Genomic DNA, 14,815 nt, shown 5'->3' with positions numbered 1-14,815 from the left:
GATAGTGAGTTCAATGCAATTCTCTGCTTTGTCATTGTGCGTTTACCATGAATTTTCTGTTGGCGCTGGCATGTCTTTCTGCCTCGCCTGTAAAAGCATTTGCGCGCGGATCAGTCCCGCGGTGTCATTGGAAGCTTGCTCGAGTTTTTTCAACACCGGGTGGCTGGCGGAAAGGCCATCTTGATTGTCGCCTGCTTCTGCGCTTTCTCCTTGCGCGTCAGCTTCAGCGCCTTCTTCACCTTCTTGGGGCTCCGATGCTTGTGCGCCTTGAGCCTGCTCTTCGCCTTGCTGTGATTCTGACTCAGCTTGGCGTTGCGCGTTTTGCTCTTGTTCTTGCTCGCCGTCAGAGGACTGACCCGATTGTTCGTCTGATTGCGCGTCGTTTTGTTGCTGATCAGATTGCCCTTGCTGATCGCTGTTTTGTCCCTGTTGTTGGTCTTGATTCTGCTGACCTTGTTGGTCGCTGCCTTCTTGGTTTTGACCACCGCTCTGATCTTGCGACGATTGGCTTTCATCGCCTTGCTGTTGATCACCTTGCTGTTGATCGGATTGCGATTGCTCTGATTGTGACTGATCAGACTGTTGGCCGGAGGAATCCTGATTTTTTTGCTGCTGCTGTTTTTGCTCTAACGCCTGTTTCACCACATCCAAATTCTTTTTGGCATCTGCATTGTCAGGGGCGTTTTTCAGCACAGACTCAAAGGTTTCTTGGGCTTTCTCTAGCTCACCGGCTTGTGCATAGGCATTGCCTAAGTTGTAGCGAGAGGTTGGGTCATCAAGCGCAGACAACGTATCGATTGCCCCTTGATAATCCCCGTTTTTATACTGCGCGATGCCTTTCCATTCTTGGGATGAAAAGCCATTGGCAGCTTGTTCAAAGTCGCCGGATTCGAACTGAGCATAGGCGTGCTGGTCATCGGTTTGGAACACGGCAGCGGATACGGGATGAATCGGCACCATCACAAACATTAACGCCAGAACAAGGCCACGACGAAACCCCAATAACGCCAGCAAAAGCACGGGAATGATCAGCCAAAAGCCCGCATTCAAACGTTCTTCCACTGATTTACTCTTCCCTTGTGCAGCGCCATCTCTCGGCTTTTCGGTGAAGGCGACAATGTTGTCGACATCACGATTGGTCGGTTGCCACATTTGCAAAATACCGCCTGTCGCTTTGGTGATGGGCGACAAGGTATCCAGTGTGACTTTTGCTACAACAGGTGTGCCGTTTTGTTCGATCAAACTGCCGTCTGGCAGCTGAATCGGCGCACCTTGCTGTGTACCAATGGCGAGCACTGATACGCGATACTGGCTGCCATCCAAGACCTCTAACGTGGCCTTGGATTCGCGCTCGGCCATGCCATCTGTGATCAGCACAATGTCACCGTCGGCGTAGCCAGCTTGCGAAAGCAGCTCCATGGCTTGCACCACGCCCGCAGCGGCATTGCTGCCGGGGATCGGCATGATCTCTGGCGAGAGTTCTGGGAGCAGGGTTTTCAGCGTCGAGGCATCGTCCGTTAATGGGCTGATGATGTAACCGTCAGCGGCATACGCCACCAAACCTGTGCTGCCTTCTTTCCAGCCGGGCAACATGTCTAATGCTTTAAAGCGCGCTTGTGTCAGGCGATTTGGCGACACATCAGTGGCATACATGGAGCGTGACATGTCCATGATAAGCACACGCGCCCCCGCCAGGTTCACGGCAGGCATTTCATTTTTCTGCCAACTTGGGCCAGCTAACGCGAGCACACTCAGCAACCAAGCAATGGCTAACACCACAAGCGGCCAATGTTTCTGTTTTCCTGTGTCAGCGCGGTTGCCCGACAACAGTTTGGAAAGGTGCGGGGCGATCAAGCCCGATGTTTGCGCCTTTCCTTTTACCCAAGGTAATAGCAATGCCAGCGGCAGCGCCGCGAATAACCATTGGGGATACATAAAGGTAAAATCAGCCATGACGCCTCCTTACCACAACAATCACCACCGACAGCACCAGCGCAAAGGCCAGTGGGAAACGGAAAAGCTCATCACGCGGACGCCAGGTTTGTTGGGCGCTGGAGATGGGTTCAAGTTGGTCGATGATTTGGTAAATCGTTTCTAATTCTTTGGGATCGCGTGCGCGGAAATACTCGCCGCCTGTCATCTTGGCAATTTGTGTCATCGTTGCTTCGTCGAGGTCTTGTGACGGGTTCACCATGCGAGACCCAAACAAACTGCGTTGACGCATTTGTTCTGCCCCCACACCAATGGTGTAAATGGTCACATCGTTGTCTTTTGCCAGTTGCGCCGCTTCCAGCGGCTCGATAACACCTGCGGTATTCGCACCGTCACTGAGCAAGATGATCACCCGTTGTGGCGCTTTGCTGTCGATAAAGGTTTTGGTTGCAACCCCCAGCCCTTCACCAATGGCCGTGCTTTTGCCAATCAGACCAAGAACCGCGCGATCCAGCTGTTGTGCCACTGTGTTGCGATCCAGCGTCAGCGGGGTTTGCAGATAACCATGATCCGCGAACAGCACTAACCCCAAACGGTCGCCAGAGCGCTTTTGAATGAAATCTGACAATACGTCTTTCACCGCAGTGAGGCGGTCTGTGGTACTGCCACTGGCAGTCACCATGTCCTCAATCTCCATCGAACCTGACAAATCGACGGCGAGCATCATGTCGCGGTGCTCTGGCTGAATCTGCACAGGTTCGCCGTACCACATTGGGCGCGCCACTGCGGTGACAAGCCCAAGCCAGAACAGCGCCATCAAGACATGCTTAATGCGGCTGGAGCTTTGTTTCTCACCAAGCCCTTCGGGTAAACGCGGCAAGTGAATGGCGGCAGGGCGCGGAATGGGTTTCGCCAGTTTGAACACCAGCCAAGGCAAAGGGAGCAGGGCAAACGCCCACCACCATGTAAATTCAAACATGGTTTTCCTCCTTCGCCGCAGATGTGTATGACGATGTGCGCGAGGCCTTTGGCGGCAAGGCGTGTTTAAGCCAACGTTCCGTCAGCGCTTTGCAGGTGGCGAACTCGCTGTCGGATAGCCCTTCTTTCGAAAAAATGCCTTTCTGCCAAAGATCTTGGTGGGCGGAAAACCCGTGTTTACCATCAGCTTCTTTTGAAGCTGGTAACTGTTCGTCGAGAAAGCGAAGCCATGCAGCGCCGGTTAAACCTGCCACGTGTTCACGATCGAAATAACTCAATGCCGCGCGTTTGAGCAGGGCGTTCATGTCAGCCAAAGCGGTGACTGCGTTCAGCGCTTGCAGGGCTTCTTTCTGGGCGCGTGTTTTCTTCGCACGTGCGCGAAGCCACATCACGATCATGATGATCACGGCCAATGTTGCGGCGATAACCAGCCACCATCCCCATGCCAGCGGCCAAATGCCCGGCGCGGTTTGCAGGTGGATATCAGCCAAAGGAAGTGTGTTTGACGTTGGAGTCGCCATGTTACATCGTTGCCTTATTCGTGTGCTTACCCAATTGCTGCAACAGGGACTGTGCAGCCGTCACCGAATGCAAAGGGATCGCGAGCGATCGCGCCAATTCGACGATAAATGCTTGGTGGCGTTGATACTGCTCTGCTAACCCATCACGGGTTTTTCGGGCAGAGAAATCCAGCCATGCGGTCTGTTTGCTGTCAGCCACCAATTCATGCCCACGGAACGCGGTTTGCCCTTGTTCGAGCGGATCAGAAACCTGAATGAATTGGATGCGGTTATGCTGGCGCAATTGGCTCAGTCGGCGCTTGTCTTCCATCGTCAGTGAATAGAAATCACTGATGACGGCAATCTCGCTGCCTTTCGGGCACAGGTGGTGCAAATGGCGCAGCATGTTTTGCCAGCCTTCTCTTGGCGCGCTGTTATCAGGCGCACTGTCCACAGCCAGCATTTCTGCGTGGGCTTCCATCAAGGCATGAATAATGCTGAGCGGCCCTTGCTGTCTTGCTGTTGGTTTGCATTCACGTAAACGCACGCCGTTATAAATCACCGCGCCGATACGGTCTTGCTGACTCACGGCGAGCCAACTGAGCAGGCTCGCGAAGTGCGCCGCTTGCACGGATTTCAACATCAACTGCGAACCAAACTTCATGCTGGCGCTGAGATCGATAGCCAGCATCACCGGCTGTTCACGTTCTTCTGTGAACAGTTTGGTGTGCGTTTTCCCCGTGCGCGCAGTGACGCGCCAATCAATCGAGCGAATGTCATCACTCGGCTGATAAGGACGCACCTCAGAAAAGTTCATGCCGCGGCCTTTGTGTCGGCTGCCATGTTGCCCGCTCAATTGCGACCAAATGCTGAGCGCGGGGGGTAACCAGCGCACCGCTTGTTGTCGATAATGAAGCAGTTCCGCCAAACACAGGTTCACGCCATCGCTGTGCGCGGGCAGCGCCTGTGAAGGGGAAGCGCTATGGGCGTTGCTCACGCTCATACACTGGCAACCTGACCAATGAGGTGTTGCACCACGCTATCAGCATCAATGCCTTCCGCTTGCGCTTCATAGCTCAGCAACAGACGGTGGCGCAGCACAGGGTAGGCCATGGCTTGCACGTCTTCCGGGGTCACGAAGTCACGCCCTGCAAGCCATGCGTGAGCACGGGCGCAGCGGTCGAGTGCGAGCGTGGCACGCGGGCTGACACCCATTTGCAGCCATGCCGCCAACTGATCGCTGTAGCGGCTTGGCTCACGGGTCGCCATTACGAGGCGGATAATGTATTTCTCCACGTCGTCAGCCATGTGAATGCCTAATACCGCATTGCGCGCTTCAAAAATGCTCTCTTGATTGATGTGAACAGGCTGCTGTTTCTCCACCCCCAAGGCTTCACCACGGTTCAGACGGAGGATGTCGAGTTCACTCTCTTCGTTAGGGTAATCGACGTTTAGCTGCAGCAAGAAACGGTCTAGCTGCGCTTCAGGAAGTGGGTATGTGCCTTCTTGCTCGATCGGGTTTTGCGTCGCCATCACCAAGAAAAGCTCAGGCAATGCATAGGTTTGACGCCCCGCCGTGATTTGCTTTTCCGCCATGGCTTCAAGCATGGCTGCTTGCACTTTGGCTGGCGCACGGTTGATTTCATCTGCCAGCAACAGGGAGTTAAAAATCGGCCCTGCTTGGAAGGTGAACTCGCCCGTTTCTGGACGGAAAATGTCTGAGCCTGTCAGGTCTGACGGCAGCAAATCGGGGGTAAATTGAATGCGGTGGAAATCGCCTTCGATGCAATCAGACAAGACTTTTACCGCGCGCGTTTTTGCCAATCCCGGCGGGCCTTGCACCAAAATGTGTCCGTCGGCTAACAAGGCAATCAGCAGTTGTTTGACGAGATCAGGTTGGCCGATCACCTGACTTTGCAGGTAAGCGTTAAGACGTTGAAATGTATCAGCTAGCATGGCGAATATGACCTTGGTGTATCGAAAACAAAAGGAAAAAGATGAATCTCAGACCGCGTTCGAGGCGAGAGGTTCCACCTTATTGATATGGAGCGCGATAAGAGCGCTTTCAAGGGCGGAAAAGAAGACGTGTCACAGAACATAAACCAAAGCGGTGTGTACGCCGTATGTTTGACTCGAACGAGGAGAATATCGATGAAACATACGTTTAATGACGAAGAGACTTCACGCATCATCGAAATGGCGTGGGAAGACAGAACACCGTTTGAAGCCATTGCGACCCAATTTGGTTTGATTGAAAGCGATGTTATCCGCTTTATGCGTTACCACCTGAAATCGGGCAGTTTCAAATTGTGGCGCAAGCGCGTGTCAGGCCGAGCCACCAAACACGCGATGCGACGCCCAGAAGGCATTGAGCGGGGTTACTGTTCGACACAGTACAAACACCGCGGCAAGTGATAAACCTTGGGCTAGTTCATTTCAGGTTTCGTAAAAACATCATTTAACGCAGAAATAAGGGTTTCTTCACTGGCAATCCAACCCACGCCGTTCACAGATCGCAGGAAATACTGGCCTGACGGGGTCGAGAAAATCGCCTCCACAGAATCTTGCATTTGAGTAATGCTACCTGCGGGGTGTCCATGGTTATCAACCAGCTCCCAATTGGTGACACCTTGGTTCCACGTTTCCTCTGATTTCACGATGACTTGAATGCGTTCATCATCCATCGCGGGAAGCGAAAAGCGCTGTCCTGGCACCAAGGAGTCTAAGCGGGTGTCGTCAAATTCGATGAAGTGTTTTTCATCCATGGATTGCACGTCCGTGTAGTTTTCAAAAACCGACTTGGCACTTTCACTCGCGCGCCACAGTGTCAGGTCCACATCAACAAACGTCGGTATCGGCACGACATCGTTATCTTGCTCGTCGCTTCCCTCTGGCACATTGGCGTTTGCTTCGGCGAACGCGGCGATGTCGTCTTCGAGTGCATCCAAGGTGTCAGATTGGGGCGCAACTAACTCAAACTGCGCGGCAGGCGCAGTGAGCGTTTGTGTTGCTGCCGATGACAGCCCTGTTGATTCCGGTGAAACCAACTGTGCTGTCATCGTGCGTTCCGCGACACCGTTATCCATCCCTTGCTTTACGCCACTCTCATGTGAAACACCCTGTTCAGCAGATGACGTTGGTGCTTCTATCAAAAGAGACGGCAAGAAAGCCACAATGACACCAGAGGCAAGGCTAGTGATGGCGATAACGACCAGATAACGTTTCATTATTGACCTGCGTGCTCTAAGGCCAACTTGAACGTTAACGTTTTATTGAAGCTTGAGTGCCAGCCTTTTCCTGCGATGTTAAACAAGCTGTCATAACGTCCTTTTGGCAAGGCGGTGTTATCTTCCGCAGAGTAAGACACGCGCAATTGGCCGTATTTCGCCCCGTTCGAGCAATACACGCCATTGTTCATGGTTGTCCAACCACATCCCGCATAGCGAGAAGCGCGCAGTGTTACCGTTTGAATCTCTTTGGTATCGCGGTTTACCGCTGGCACGTTTAACGTCGACCATGTATTGAATCGGCCGTTCCAAACGCGTTGCGTCGCATCGCTGGTGGTTTCACCTTCGCTCAAGTAATACACCGAACCGTTAACCGTGTTGTCGTAGCGAACCGTGGTAAATGCGCTGGATTGCGTGACTGTGCCTTCGATGTGAGATGCGCCATCAACAAGAATGCTGGTGTTGAGGTTAATCGCGGTATTGTAGCTGTGGTCATGCCAACCTTTTGCATTCAGCGAGAAAGTGCTTTTGTACAATCCAGCGGGCGCAGCTTGGTTATCAGAGGCGTTGTACCACACTTTCAAACTGCCTTTTGAGGCGCTTGGGTAGCAATACACGCCGTTATTAATTTCACCCCAGCCACAGTAGGTTTGGCGTTGTGAACGCAGCACGATGTTATGCGTGCCGCCCGTGGTTTGGTTAACCATAGGGACCGTAAGAGGGGTGTAACCACGAGGGTATGCCCATTTGCGGTTTGTTGGGCCTGACACATTGTCACCCGCAAGGTAATACACCGTCCCTTTTACATTGGCTTCAACATCTTTCAGTTCGACCGCTTTACTTTCGGTTAGCGTGCGAGAGCGTGTAACCGTATTGATGTTAGGAAAAATGCGTTTCACCCATGCTTGGTGCGGCGCGACACGACCATGGCCTGAATATTGGCTTCCCCATCCAGCCCACCATGATGTAATGCCCATCCCGACAAATTGGCCTTCACGCCATTGCCATGTGGTAGAACCGCTATCGCCCGGTGCTGCGTATGCCCAAGCGTCTTCGGTGTTTGCTTTGTTACGTAAACAGCCGCCAACATCTTGCGTGACGTTTGCAGCGCCATAAGCGCGACCTGAAGACAGCCCCCCAAGGCTGGGTGTGCCTTGACGACCATAGCCAGCGAGTGTCATTGGTTGACCCACGTAATGATCAAAATCCGCATCATCGGCATAGATAGGCTGTGGCACTGCACTCCCATCGCTGCTGATTGGGTTCGTGAGTAAAGGTATCTCGAGAATGGCTAAGTCAGATTGACAACCGTTGTAACCGATGAAGTGGTTCGTGGACACACCGGATGCGACAAGGCGACCATCGCCCGTGCGGAAAGAAATGTTTTGGCCTGTGTAAGAGGATTCTTGTGATTTGTTATCCCCGGCGACACAGTGCGCGGCAGTAATGATAAATGCGGTATCCCCATCATTGCCAAGCCAGGTTGCGGTACAGAGCGCGCCACCGGCGACAATGCGACCGACAGCTTCAAAACGCGGTTCGAGAGAAATCGCTTTGAGGTGGTCATAGACTTTGCGAACAACGGTGTTTTCATTTGAGAGTGAGCCGCCGAGCTCTGTGTATTTTGCATCACTAATACCCACAGCGAATGCGCCTGTTGAGAGAGAAGATGCCAATACGGCTGAGGCGAGAAGCGTCGGATGTAAAAGGGAACGATGAGATCGTTGAATGGACGAAATTGCGGCTTTTGAAGCCGGTGTGTTTGTTTTTTGCATTTCCTAGCACCTTTACGTTGTTGTTTCCGTTTTCGGGTGCATCTTGCGATATTTACGCCACTCAAAGTTTCTTGATGGTGAGATTATTGTCATGATGAGAATGTGGTTATGTAAACCTGAGTGGCGCTATTTCTGGGAGTTTTACTTCCTCGTCTGGTGATGCGCTATTCACAGTTGAGAGATTTTCTCGATGAATGCCGCATCTTGCCAATCGCCGCATTCATTTCTTCTTCTGAAAGCCACTGCTCTGGTAAGGGTTTGACGATCAAACGGTAATCGTCAACGTCATTGGGAAGCGGATCGTCCTCGGTTTGCGGCGAAATGATCACGATCTTTAAATCAGGGTTGCGCTGGTGGATACGGCTGGCAATCCCTAACCCTTCCTCAACGTGAAAAGCCCCAGCCACATGCATCACCGTGAAGTCAGGGTGTGTGGCGAGAAAATCCACGATGCTTTCCGCCATGGTGTCATCCCACGCGATTTGGGCGAGGTATTGGTTCTTGGTTTTCTCTTCATCGCCATGAAACATCACAGAGAAGAACTTTTCTTTATAAGGCGATGCCTCTGACGACAATTGCCGCGCCACATGCTCGCGTTTATCAGCAGGTAGCGTATCGAGGTAACCTTCCCCTTTGGATGACAAACAGCGCACGATGTTTTGCGTGGTGTTCGCTGCAATCACTGGCAAGGCTTGCTGCTTGGCGATTTCCATTAAAGGTCGGTAATCACTGGCGTAATTCGGCCATTTTCCGGTGTAACTCGTTAAGGCGTGTTCACCTCTGTCGCCATTCAAATACGCATCTATCACAGGTTGGGCAGGGCGCGAGAATTGCTCCATGGACAGTGCCGTCGCTGGGCGTCTTTCCGCCAAGGTTGCCAGCAATTGCGCCTGAAACAGATGAATGCCCGGGTGCGTATGCCATTCGCCCACCAAAATCACGTCGGCATCGCTGACCGCATTGGCAAACTCATTTAAGGAATAGGGCGTGCCGCCTGACGATTCAATGCGGTAATCGTACAAGGTGGTGGCAGGAACGGGCGTTTCTTGCAGGTCTAGCGGATGGCTACAAGCAACCAGCAAGGTTGTCAGAAATGCGGAGAAGAAGGCACGGGTCATAATGCGAGTCTATCAGTGAGAGAGTGCTTCTTTCAAACTACCTCAAGATGCACCGCTCGGCGAGTTTCACCTTGGATTAAATCGCATAAATAAAACGCGGCTCGCCTGTGACCAGAACGAGCCGCGTTGCGCTTAGAACGAGAAAAAGGCTTAGGCGTTTTTACGGTAAACGCGCAGTGTGAAATCCGCTTCGCAGTCAAAGGCAGTCGTGTCTTTCAGGGTTTGCCACAGCGTTTCAGGCGCGCGCCACGCAAACGGGGTCATTTGCAGCAGGGTGGTTGCGTCGTCGCTGTTCAACGTCATTGGGTAAGCGACAGAGTGCTCCGCTTCCAGTGCAAACCCTGGCAAATCTTCCACCGCCACATCGTGCAGTTTCACCTCTGAGTAGATGCCTTCTTTCAACCGATAAAGATGGCGAGGCCCCGGGGTAACCGTCACTACCACGCCGCCGCTTTTCACGGTACGCTGCAATTCTTCTCCGTTACACGGCGCGTAAATGCGCACAACCGCGTCCAGCTGATCATCGGCAAACGGTAAGCGTTGGCTCGATGCCACCAGAAAATCACAGGCAGGGTAGCGCTTCGCCGCATAGCGGATCGCGATTTTTGAAATGTCTAACCCAATAACCTTTGTGTTCGCCATTTGCGCATCAAAGTAGCTGGTGTAATAGCCTTCGCCACAACCGATATCAAGCAGCTGCGTGCTGTCTTCTTTGCTGATCAAACCGCGCAACAAATCACTCACCGCATCACGCATCGGTTGGTAATGTCCACCGTTCAGAAATTGGCGACGTGCTTGCATCATCTCTTTATTGTCACCGGGATCTTTCGAGCGTTTGTGCTGAACAGGCAACAGATTTACGTAGCCTTCTTTAGCGACATCGAACTGATGGTTGCTGGCACATTTGTAGGTGCGCTCAGAAATATTCAGCGGCTGCTGACATAGCGGACAAAGATAAGATGACATAGTGACATTTCGACAAGGATGGATGAGCGGCAAGGATACGGTGCAAGGGCTAGGGGTTCAAGCAAGGAGAGGAGAATAGAAAGAGAAAATTGCCTGATAGACACGTTAAAAACGACAAACCACTGAGTGCGGCATGCGCCTCAAAGCAAAACGGGTGTAAACGATGTGCCCGGTCAGATATGTAAAGGATGTCTCGGGTTTTACTTATTCCTTCGGTTGTGCCGCTCTTGATCCTCCCCACTTTTCAAGGGGATGGCTACGGAGAGCTGTGTTTGGAGATCGTCGCTAAATGGTTTTTGGACAGAAATGGCTTAGAGTTGGCTCTATAAGCTGTTAGGTTCGGATAAGCTAAATTTGTGGTAATCGAGTTAGTTACATTTCACAAACTCAATGGCTATTCACTTACTCCTATTTGTTATACCCTAAATAGTATCAAATACTTATCTCTTTAGTACCTTTCTAATGTCTCGATATGACGTAGATACTGCGGAAACGCAATTCCAGCCAGGTTCCGGCGATCTGGTTCTCGTTAACAAACTGAATATAAACGACATTAATGAAATCGACGATGTCGAAGCATTTCTTTTGATGAAGCTTTATGAAAAAGTTTTTTCAATTGAGGAGTCTGATTCGAACATAAGTTTCACAACTATTATTGACTGGCATCGACAATGGCTTGGAAACGTCTATTTATGGGCTGGAAAAATTCGAAATGTCAGAATGTGGAAGAGCGATTTCGAATTTACCGCTCCGTTGCAAATTGAACGTGCAATTCACAATTTTGAAAGTGACTATTTGTCACAGCTTCAGGGTATAGAAAATCTCACTAAAGAAGACCTTGTATCACTCTTAGCTAGAAGTCATGTTGAGTTTATATTGATACATCCATTCCGAGAGGGCAACGGAAGGATTAGCAGGCTATTAATGGATTACATGAGCCAAAAGACAGGATATGGCCTTCTGGACTATTCCTTATGGGATAAGCATAAAGAATTTTATATTCGTTCTATTCATGCTGGTGTTGGTGGGGACTACCAGTATATGGAACGGCTCGTACGTGATATCTTAGACAGCTAAAGTTAGCGAATCGTACTTACGCTTATCAGCTTTTAACTTGCGCTCTATAGATTTTACAGACTTTCCTGTCTCGATAGCAGTCGAACTTGCGACAGCTCTAAAAATCATGGCCTTGGTTACTTTCTTCTTTTCAGTTTTCATGTGGCGTGACCGTCGGTTTCGTTGAAATCCTACAAAGATCCTATATCAACACTGCGTACTTATCAATGTTCGAGCCATGAATGATGCGTACAAGCTTCCATTTTGAGGTTTCTAAGGTGGATTGCGAAGGTGATTAACTCATTACGCAGATTGATACGACAAACAAGGAATTCCCAACTTTCTCTTCATTTCCACAAGAGATTCTAATGAGCTGTCCCAAATTGAGGGCGGTTGGGAGTTCTCGTCGCCAGAACAGAAAGGGGCTATCCTAAACAAGCAATGCAATCGTAAACTTCAACAATGATGTGGGCTCATTTCAGGTAGTTTTAGCTGTTGCCTCAATATGTCATAGACCTCTTCCATGTCGTCGATGCAATCAAATACGGTATCATTGTTGAAATGCCTGCCTGATTGTCTTGCTAGATCTGAGGAGACGTGGAGCAAGTGTTTCGTGTACTTGCTTTCTTTTCCAGTCCAGAAGCGCACAGTTCCAAAAGGCTGACCAATAAATCGCGTCACTTGAATCTTCGTTTCAGGCTTAAATTCAATGGATAGTGAACTACCACCGAGCTTTTTCCTCTCTATGATTGCCCGCTTATTGGTGACGACATAAACCGTATTTTTCCGAATATATTGGTCGTGAATTTGTTTACCGTATAGGAAATAGAACAAGACCATTGCCAACAAAAAGATTGGTAACGTACTGGAAGGTGTATCAGCGAAAGATATCGAACCAATGAGAACGATAGAAAGAAGAATCACCAGTAAGGTGATGTTCGAACCAATTGACGTCGAATCTCCTTCCCTATTTATCCGCCCTTGATGAGGCTGCCCGTACCACAACACGAGCTCAGACTCTTCTAAGGGTGTATTGATCTTACCAGCATCAATGGCACTCACACTTCCTCCTAAATACCTTGAGATCGTTCAGACAACAAAAAGCATCTGTGACACGGTCGCACAAAAAACAACCCCTAGCAAACGAACAGATCCCATCGCGCCTTAATTTGAAAGTGGTCGGCTTCTGATTCGCTGCCCATGTCGTATGTGTCGGTGTGGGCATCGAAGTGAATCAGTGCCATTTCGCCGAATTGCTTTGCGTATGAGCGCTGTAGGGGCAGGGTCATGAAGTGGTCGCGGTTTTCGTAGAGTGTCTGTCTCTATGTTTCTGTATGGTGATAAAAGGTTCTAACTAATTGAGACCAGAGTTTTTTGAGCGCTAAAAATTAGGGTGCTATCGCCTAACTATTTGCCGAGAGAAACACCGTGAAATAAAATACGCGTTTAAATATCTGATTGGACGAAACAAATGAATATCGGTGAAGTGGTTGAAGGCACTATGGGCAATGTGAAACAGCGCTTGTCCAGCCCGTTTTTCGGTGCACTTCTCATTGCTTGGTTATGGGAAAATCACCGAGGAATAGGTGTTTTTTTGTTTTCTGAAGCTGACCAACGTTTAGAAATAATTAGTAACTATGACATTACATCAGAGTATGGAGCCATTGTATCAACTTTTTTGTTTGCGATGTTCGTTTTCTATTTTGTGATGCCTGCTATTCAGTTTCTCTATCAATGGACTTATCGCTTGTTTTTAGGAGTTCGTTTATCTCGTGCTCTTTTGGAGCAAGACAAAGCGATTATTGATGATGAGGTCGAGGCGGAAAAAGAGTATCGCCGGAAATTGAAATTTGATCAGCTTGGTGATTGGAAAGCCGAAAAGGTAGGGATGTCATCAAAAATTGAAGAACTTGAGTTCGAAATCAACTCCTTGAGGAAAGAATTAAACTTCCATGAAGATAATTTCAAAGATTTGAGTAACAGCAGTGAGTCTCGTATTAGCTATTTACAAGATGAATTGCAATCTACACGGCGGGAGGTTTCTGAATACACGAAACGTCTAAAGAAACACTATACATCTTTGGATGAGGTTCTTTGCGAAGCTGAAAAGACGATTGGTGGTATCGCGCCCGACTCGATCAAGCTAAGTACTATTCGAAAGGTTATAGCTGCGATAGATAGAGAAGATCTTTCAAGGTTAGTTCAAGGCTTAGAGTACTTGGGGAAAAATAAGGTCGTACGAGAACTTCGGCAAAAACTCTCTAGCGAAAAATAAGCTTAGTTAAAAAACAAAAACACCCGCCTATGCGGGTGTTTTTCCTAAATGAGGCTGAATCACTTCGCCTTACGATTCGCTGCCCACACGTGAAGCAGGTCAGTCGCAATGGTCGCAGCCGCCAGTGAGGTCAGTTCAGCATGGTCGTAGGCTGGGGCGACTTCTACCACATCCATACCAATCAGGTTGATGCCTTGCAGGGCGCGGATGACTTTCAAGATCTTGTCCGTGCTCAAGCCGCCGCACACGGGTGTGCCGGTGCCCGGTGCGTATGCAGGGTCAAGACAGTCGATGTCGAACGTCAGGTAAACTGGACGATCGCCCACGCGGGTTTTGATCGCTTCCACGATTTGATCCACAGACCAATCGTTCGCGGTTGCGGCATCCACCACTTGGTAGCCCAAGGTGTGGCTGTGCTCGGTGCGAATGCCAATTTGGATGGAGCTGTGTGGGTCAATCAAGCCTTCGTTTGGCGCATGGTAGAACATGGTGCCGTGGTCGTACTGGCTGCCCATGTCGTAGGTGTCGGTGTGGGCATCGAAGTGAATCAGTGCCATTTCGCCGAATTGCTTTGCGTGCGCGCGCAGCAGGGGGAGGGTCACGAAGTGGTCGCCGCCAAAGGTCAGCAAGGTTTTGCCTTCTGCCAGCAAGCTGGTGGCGTGCGCTTCTAGGCGCTCACACATTTGTGCTGCGTCGCCGCAATCAAACACCAAATCACCACAGTCAGCGATTTTGATTTCTTTGGTGAGGGAGAAATCCCACGGCCAGCGTTTACCTTCCCACGCGAGGTTGGTGGATGCTTGGCGAATGGCGCCAGGGCCCATGCGGCTGCCAGAGCGACCTGTGGTTGCCATATCAAATGGCACACCGGTAATAACAACGTCTGCATCGCAGCCTTGTGGTTGGAACACCAAAGGTTGGCGCAGGAAACCGAACGCGTTGGCGTACAGTGAGTAATCTGGGTAATTGGCGAGGGTTGCCATGGGTT

At 50.4% G+C, this 14,815-nt stretch carries 15 protein-coding genes and 1 pseudogene; 3 read left to right on the top strand and 13 right to left on the bottom strand.

The window, feature by feature from the left end:
* Positions 1-42: 42 nt before the first annotated feature.
* Genes BM082_RS08480 through BM082_RS08460 form a run of 5 tightly spaced genes read right to left on the bottom strand, consistent with a single transcriptional unit; the run spans position 43 to position 5,366 of the window.
* A complete protein-coding gene (locus BM082_RS08480; RefSeq protein WP_074926577.1) occupies positions 43-1,953 on the bottom strand; it encodes a vWA domain-containing protein in 1,911 nt (636 codons plus the stop codon).
* Positions 1,946-2,911, bottom strand: a complete 966-nt coding sequence (locus BM082_RS08475; protein ID WP_074926575.1) for a vWA domain-containing protein — start codon at positions 2,909-2,911, stop codon at positions 1,946-1,948. The genes BM082_RS08480 and BM082_RS08475 overlap by 8 nt, the downstream gene beginning before the upstream one ends.
* Entirely contained in the window at positions 2,904-3,431 is a 528-nt protein-coding gene (locus BM082_RS08470) for a DUF4381 domain-containing protein (protein ID WP_074926572.1), read from the bottom strand. The genes BM082_RS08475 and BM082_RS08470 overlap by 8 nt, the downstream gene beginning before the upstream one ends.
* Position 3,432: 1 nt before the next feature.
* Entirely contained in the window at positions 3,433-4,413 is a 981-nt protein-coding gene (locus BM082_RS08465; RefSeq protein WP_074926569.1) for a DUF58 domain-containing protein, read from the bottom strand.
* Complete coding sequence (locus BM082_RS08460) at positions 4,410-5,366, bottom strand: AAA family ATPase (RefSeq protein WP_017017929.1); 957 nt, start codon at positions 5,364-5,366, stop codon at positions 4,410-4,412. The genes BM082_RS08465 and BM082_RS08460 overlap by 4 nt, the downstream gene beginning before the upstream one ends.
* Before the next feature lie 195 nt (positions 5,367-5,561).
* On the opposite strand from BM082_RS08460, the gene BM082_RS08455 reads away from it, so the two are divergent.
* Positions 5,562-5,825 carry a TIGR03643 family protein gene (locus BM082_RS08455; RefSeq protein WP_074926567.1) on the top strand — a complete coding sequence of 88 codons (264 nt, stop codon included), beginning with the start codon at positions 5,562-5,564 and terminating at the stop codon, positions 5,823-5,825.
* An 11-nt stretch (positions 5,826-5,836) separates the two neighbouring features.
* On the opposite strand, the gene BM082_RS08450 is transcribed toward BM082_RS08455, so the two are convergent.
* The 4 genes from BM082_RS08450 to rlmA form a co-directional block, all read right to left on the bottom strand.
* A complete protein-coding gene (locus BM082_RS08450; protein ID WP_074926564.1) occupies positions 5,837-6,637 on the bottom strand; it encodes a hypothetical protein in 801 nt (266 codons plus the stop codon).
* Positions 6,637-8,412: a trypsin-like peptidase domain-containing protein gene (locus tag BM082_RS08445; RefSeq protein WP_017007999.1), complete on the bottom strand. Its 1,776-nt coding sequence runs from the start codon at positions 8,410-8,412 to the stop codon at positions 6,637-6,639. Before BM082_RS08445 ends, BM082_RS08450 begins: the two co-directional genes overlap by 1 nt.
* Positions 8,413-8,576: 164 nt before the next feature.
* The gene (locus tag BM082_RS08440; protein WP_017012694.1) at positions 8,577-9,530 is read right to left on the bottom strand and encodes a ChaN family lipoprotein; all 954 of its coding nucleotides are present in this window, start codon (positions 9,528-9,530) and stop codon (positions 8,577-8,579) included.
* A 150-nt stretch (positions 9,531-9,680) separates the two neighbouring features.
* Positions 9,681-10,496 carry a 23S rRNA (guanine(745)-N(1))-methyltransferase gene (gene rlmA, locus BM082_RS08435; protein WP_074926561.1) on the bottom strand — a complete coding sequence of 272 codons (816 nt, stop codon included), beginning with the start codon at positions 10,494-10,496 and terminating at the stop codon, positions 9,681-9,683.
* 462 nt (positions 10,497-10,958) lie between these two features.
* Here rlmA and BM082_RS08430 point away from each other — a divergent pair, with 462 nt between their 5' ends.
* Complete coding sequence (locus BM082_RS08430; protein ID WP_017017925.1) at positions 10,959-11,573, top strand: Fic/DOC family protein; 615 nt, start codon at positions 10,959-10,961, stop codon at positions 11,571-11,573.
* On the opposite strand, the gene BM082_RS25065 is transcribed toward BM082_RS08430, so the two are convergent.
* From BM082_RS25065 to BM082_RS24770, 3 genes and pseudogenes are all read right to left on the bottom strand, one after another.
* Positions 11,562-11,714 carry a hypothetical protein gene (locus BM082_RS25065; protein WP_167550929.1) on the bottom strand — a complete coding sequence of 51 codons (153 nt, stop codon included), beginning with the start codon at positions 11,712-11,714 and terminating at the stop codon, positions 11,562-11,564. The two genes, BM082_RS08430 and BM082_RS25065, sit on opposite strands and share 12 nt — an antisense overlap.
* A gap of 294 nt (positions 11,715-12,008) precedes the next feature.
* Complete coding sequence (locus BM082_RS08425; RefSeq protein ID WP_074926559.1) at positions 12,009-12,614, bottom strand: hypothetical protein; 606 nt, start codon at positions 12,612-12,614, stop codon at positions 12,009-12,011.
* A gap of 74 nt (positions 12,615-12,688) precedes the next feature.
* A pseudogene (locus BM082_RS24770) lies at positions 12,689-12,850 on the bottom strand (arginase family protein); the annotation flags it as partial.
* A 173-nt stretch (positions 12,851-13,023) separates the two neighbouring features.
* Here BM082_RS24770 and BM082_RS08415 point away from each other — a divergent pair.
* Positions 13,024-13,827 carry a hypothetical protein gene (locus BM082_RS08415; RefSeq protein ID WP_017017921.1) on the top strand — a complete coding sequence of 268 codons (804 nt, stop codon included), beginning with the start codon at positions 13,024-13,026 and terminating at the stop codon, positions 13,825-13,827.
* Positions 13,828-13,886: 59 nt separating this feature from the next.
* Here the strand turns inward: BM082_RS08415 and speB are convergent, their stop codons facing one another.
* Positions 13,887-14,810, bottom strand: a complete 924-nt coding sequence (speB, locus tag BM082_RS08410; RefSeq protein ID WP_074926556.1) for an agmatinase — start codon at positions 14,808-14,810, stop codon at positions 13,887-13,889.
* Positions 14,811-14,815: the final 5 nt, after the last annotated feature.

It is taken from the genome of Enterovibrio norvegicus DSM 15893 (assembly GCF_900115495.1).
Lineage (GTDB): Bacteria > Pseudomonadota > Gammaproteobacteria > Enterobacterales > Vibrionaceae > Enterovibrio > Enterovibrio norvegicus.
This window is presented reverse-complemented; position numbering and strand designations above follow the sequence as displayed.

Bases quoted from the DNA above. Each gene is read 5' to 3' on its own strand.
- BM082_RS08440 (WP_017012694.1), bottom strand. From the start codon at position 9,530: ATGACCCGTGCCTTCTTCTCCGCATTTCTGACAACCTTGCTGGTTGCT.
- rlmA (WP_074926561.1), bottom strand. From the start codon at position 10,496: ATGTCATCTTATCTTTGTCCGCTATGTCAGCAGCCGCTGAATATTTCT.
- BM082_RS08415 (WP_017017921.1), top strand. From the start codon at position 13,024: ATGAATATCGGTGAAGTGGTTGAAGGCACTATGGGCAATGTGAAACAG.
- BM082_RS25065 (WP_167550929.1), bottom strand. From the start codon at position 11,714: ATGAAAACTGAAAAGAAGAAAGTAACCAAGGCCATGATTTTTAGAGCT.
- BM082_RS08475 (WP_074926575.1), bottom strand. From the start codon at position 2,911: ATGTTTGAATTTACATGGTGGTGGGCGTTTGCCCTGCTCCCTTTGCCT.
- BM082_RS08480 (WP_074926577.1), bottom strand. From the start codon at position 1,953: ATGGCTGATTTTACCTTTATGTATCCCCAATGGTTATTCGCGGCGCTG.
- BM082_RS08460 (WP_017017929.1), bottom strand. From the start codon at position 5,366: ATGCTAGCTGATACATTTCAACGTCTTAACGCTTACCTGCAAAGTCAG.
- BM082_RS08470 (WP_074926572.1), bottom strand. From the start codon at position 3,431: ATGGCGACTCCAACGTCAAACACACTTCCTTTGGCTGATATCCACCTG.
- BM082_RS08450 (WP_074926564.1), bottom strand. From the start codon at position 6,637: ATGAAACGTTATCTGGTCGTTATCGCCATCACTAGCCTTGCCTCTGGT.
- BM082_RS08445 (WP_017007999.1), bottom strand. From the start codon at position 8,412: ATGCAAAAAACAAACACACCGGCTTCAAAAGCCGCAATTTCGTCCATT.
- BM082_RS08465 (WP_074926569.1), bottom strand. From the start codon at position 4,413: ATGAGCGTGAGCAACGCCCATAGCGCTTCCCCTTCACAGGCGCTGCCC.
- speB (WP_074926556.1), bottom strand. From the start codon at position 14,810: ATGGCAACCCTCGCCAATTACCCAGATTACTCACTGTACGCCAACGCG.
- BM082_RS08455 (WP_074926567.1), top strand. From the start codon at position 5,562: ATGAAACATACGTTTAATGACGAAGAGACTTCACGCATCATCGAAATG.
- BM082_RS08430 (WP_017017925.1), top strand. From the start codon at position 10,959: ATGTCTCGATATGACGTAGATACTGCGGAAACGCAATTCCAGCCAGGT.